This is a genomic window from Terriglobus sp. YAF25 (assembly GCF_052113305.1).
In the GTDB taxonomy this organism is placed as follows: Bacteria; Acidobacteriota; Terriglobia; order Terriglobales; family Acidobacteriaceae; genus Terriglobus.
Window position 1 is genome coordinate 1 of the sequence record NZ_JBFRCY010000514.1, and the last position, 3,423, is coordinate 3,423.

Below are 3,423 nucleotides of genomic sequence, written 5' to 3' on the forward strand. Positions count from 1 at the left end.
GCTGTGGGACGGCATCAAACCGATGTCATGGAACATCGCTCCCGCATAGAGAAGCTCAGGATCGAAGCTCAGCCCACGGCGCTTACCAGCAAGCGCCGCAAAGAGATAAACACGGCTGGAGTGGTTGAAGAGCAGGGGTGTCTCGGTGTCGCGAATGAAGGTGGTAATCTCCCGCGCGAGTTTGCTGTCGGGAATAGTGACCCCGGAGATGGTGGGCAAGGTGCCGCCGGTCATGGTCTGCTGCCTCCTGCTCTCAAACCTAGAGCGGTCAGGCAGCGGACGCCACGACACAAATACAGCAATTTCGGACAGGGTTGGGCAGACGTCTTGCAGGGGAACGGGTGGGAGCCGTGGGCTTCAGCCCACGGTCTACGTAGCGTTTAGTAAGGTGGGCTTTTAGCCCTGGGCCTTCCCCTCTGGGACGCAAAAGACCCAGGGCTTAAAGCCGATGGAGTCTATGTATCCCAAATCAGCGGGCTAAAGCCTGGCTAAAGCCCACGGCTCCCACCCATCCCAAAACAAAATGTGGTGCGATTATTCCGAGATAGCTGGATGCCTTCTCAACCACAACTCAATAACGATCGTATTGATGGAAAAACCGATCCAGAAGGCGATGCCGAAGAACTGCTGCGGTGTCATATGCGTAAGCGCACTGGTCGCGAAGAAGACGCCCATGACAGGCCGCGTCGTCGCAATCCCCAACAGGATACCCATGGCGCGCAGCAGCCATCGTCCTGCCAACGGAAACGCTCTGGCGCTCCATAGGAGAAACGACCGTGTCAGGCAGAAGAGATAAAGCGTGTTGAAGAACAGTACCGCAGAACGCTCGATGACTCCGCCGACCGGATGCCCGCTCATGGCATAGGCGGTGATGCCGACGACAAAGCCCAGCGCATAGACGACACCTTCAAGACCGCGCCTTGTTCCGGGGCCGCGCCGCAGAACAAACGGGAGCAGCAGCACCAGCGCTCCTGCGGGCAGAATGTGGGCCAGTGTGAGCGCCTTGCGGCTCATGAATGCCTCTTCCACGCTCACCATCATGGGTGGCGCGTTGCGAGCCGGCGTCAGGAATGAGACGACCCGGCGCGTCACCACGGCAACGGCAATCACAATGCAGAACCAGAAGAAGATCCGCAACCATCGTGGAAACCGTGTTGTGGGTGAAGACAAGGGCACGGTCGACATGGATAACACTCTAGAATTTAGATAGACATCTTGTCCAGTTAAATTTTCGGCTCTAGAATACCCCCATGCCATCCCGACGACCGCCGCCAGCCAAACGTCCGTATACGCTGGGGCAACGGGCGGTGCAGTCTGACACCACCCGGCAGCGAGTGCTGCGAACAGCGCGGAAGTTGCTGGAGAAGGGTGGTGCGGCCGAGTTCACCATGGAAAACGTCTCGGCGAAGAGCGGTGTCTCCCGGCAGACGCTGAACAACCTCTTTGGCAACAAGGAGGGCATCATCGCCGCGTTGTTCGATCAAATTGCTCTCGGCGCCGGTATTGAGGAGATGCGTGAGGTGATGCATGGAACCGATGCACGTATTGCCGTGCGCGGATTTGTCCGTGTGTTTACACGGTTCTGGCGTAACGAACGTGTGCTGATACGCCGTATTCACGGCATCGCCGCTCTGGACCTTGCCTTCGGTCAGGCCGTCTCATCCCGGTACGCTCGCCGTCGTGGCGCGGCTGAGGTGCTAGCCAATCGCTTTGCAAGCGCAATGGCGCTGCCGCCCAACGAAGCAGCCGCAGCCCTATACACCTTCACCTCGTTCGAGTTCTTTGACACTTTCGTCTCCGAGGGAATGACGACCGAGGATGCAGTGGAGCAGATGGCGCGCCTGGCAGAGCGGATCTTGATCTAAGGTTCATCCATGTCCCGCGACGATGATATGTGGGACATTCGAGCGTAGCTCGAATTGGTGGGAGCCGTGAGGACCGCGGCTGCACTGCTAGGTGGTCAAGCGCTGAAGGCGCGCTCTATATCAGCCGGGCAACGCCCCAGGTCTACTGCCCATAGAAAAACAAAGGGCTGAAGGCCCGCTCTATAACTCCGCAGTCAAGGCGAATTTGCCGAGACGCCCTAGCAATAGTTCGGGAGCCGAAGCTGATGGTATGCGATAGCTCCGCTGGGTGGATCGAATCTGTGGCCGGACATGGGCGCCGTTGACAACGTCACACCGGAACCATAGCGTGGTAACGCTAGAGCATTTTCCCCGTAGGTGTAGAGTAGGGCTTCCGCATCTACGGGCGTTTTCCGTAATGAAAACGCCGCGATACCCAGTAACAAGTGCTTTAACTGAAAGGTAACTTCATGCGTACTCTCACTCTCCTTCTGCTGGGACTTGCGGTCTCGTTTGCCCGTGGACAGACTGTGCCCGCACCTGTCGCTGACAATGCTCCTCCCACGGCAACCGGAGTGAACGAAGTGCAGCGTATGGAGCAGGAGGTGCAACGCGTCGCCGCAGATGTCCAGCGGTTGAAACAGCGCCTCCCGGACTGGGCGGCCATATCCTGGTACGCGGAAGATGATGTCAGGGTTATGCAGCGTAATGATGCGAAACCGCGCGTCGTCTTCCTGGGCGACTCCATCACACACAACTGGGGTGGAGAGAAGGTCAGCAGCTACTTTCACCACGATCACGATAAGTTCATTCCGATCAACCGCGGTATCGGCGGGCAGAATGTGCCACAGATGCTGATCCGCATGCGCCCTGATGTGATCGCGCTGAAGCCTGCGGCGATGGTGATCTTTGCCGGAACCAATGATCTGGCCACCTTCAAGGTTCCTGACCTGCTGGGATTTATCGAAGGCAATTTCGTCAGCATCTTCGAGTTGGCGCAGGCCAATAAAATTCCCGTGGTTGTCTGCTCAATCTTGCCCGTAAGCGATGTCTACCAAAAGCGTACTGAGACCAGGCCTCCGGACCAGATCCTGCAACTGAATAGTTGGCTGAAGGATCAAGCGAAACAGCGCGGCTACGAATATGTGGATTTCTACAACGCTGTCTCCGATGGGAAAGATCGTCTGCGTGCGGAGATTACGAAAGATGGTCTTCATCCTACGGCTGAAGGCTATGTGTTGATGGAGCCTTTGGTCGAGAAGGCCATCGAGAAGACGCTTGCCTCGGACAGTCACCGCGCCGGCAGCAATGATTCTCACTGAGAGCAAACCAATGACAGAGGAAAAGTATAAGGACGCCGTAAGCGCTTACGGCGTTCGGCCTTTATGCCTCTTTTAGTGATTTCCTCGCAATGTGAGTCAGAGGAGATTCTGTCCATGCCGCACGTTCATGGTATTGAGTTTCCGAAGGTCAGGCCACGCCAGTGGAAGAGCTTATTCAGGCGCTGCGGCAGCGATCACCTTAGGTGAGGGATTGCGGGCGCGATGTCTTGATCCGGTGCAGGATTATGGAATGAGGT

At 57.1% G+C, this 3,423-nt stretch carries 4 protein-coding genes; 2 read left to right on the top strand and 2 right to left on the bottom strand.

Annotation, left to right across the window (positions count from 1 at the left end):
• Together AB4043_RS19100 and AB4043_RS19105 are read right to left on the bottom strand one after the other, a co-directional pair.
• Positions 1–234 (bottom strand): HD domain-containing protein (locus tag AB4043_RS19100; RefSeq protein ID WP_442307790.1); only part of this gene is annotated, 234 nt, incomplete at its 3' end.
• Positions 235–534: 300 nt separating this feature from the next.
• Complete coding sequence (locus AB4043_RS19105) at positions 535–1,185, bottom strand: DUF2306 domain-containing protein (protein ID WP_442303428.1); 651 nt, start codon at positions 1,183–1,185, stop codon at positions 535–537.
• A gap of 65 nt (positions 1,186–1,250) precedes the next feature.
• Here AB4043_RS19105 and AB4043_RS19110 point away from each other — a divergent pair, with 65 nt between their 5' ends.
• The gene (locus tag AB4043_RS19110; RefSeq protein WP_442303427.1) at positions 1,251–1,865 is read left to right on the top strand and encodes a TetR/AcrR family transcriptional regulator; all 615 of its coding nucleotides are present in this window, start codon (positions 1,251–1,253) and stop codon (positions 1,863–1,865) included.
• 449 nt (positions 1,866–2,314) lie between these two features.
• Positions 2,315–3,166: a GDSL-type esterase/lipase family protein gene (locus AB4043_RS19115; RefSeq protein WP_442303426.1), complete on the top strand. Its 852-nt coding sequence runs from the start codon at positions 2,315–2,317 to the stop codon at positions 3,164–3,166.
• The last annotated feature ends 257 nt before the right edge of the window (positions 3,167–3,423 follow it).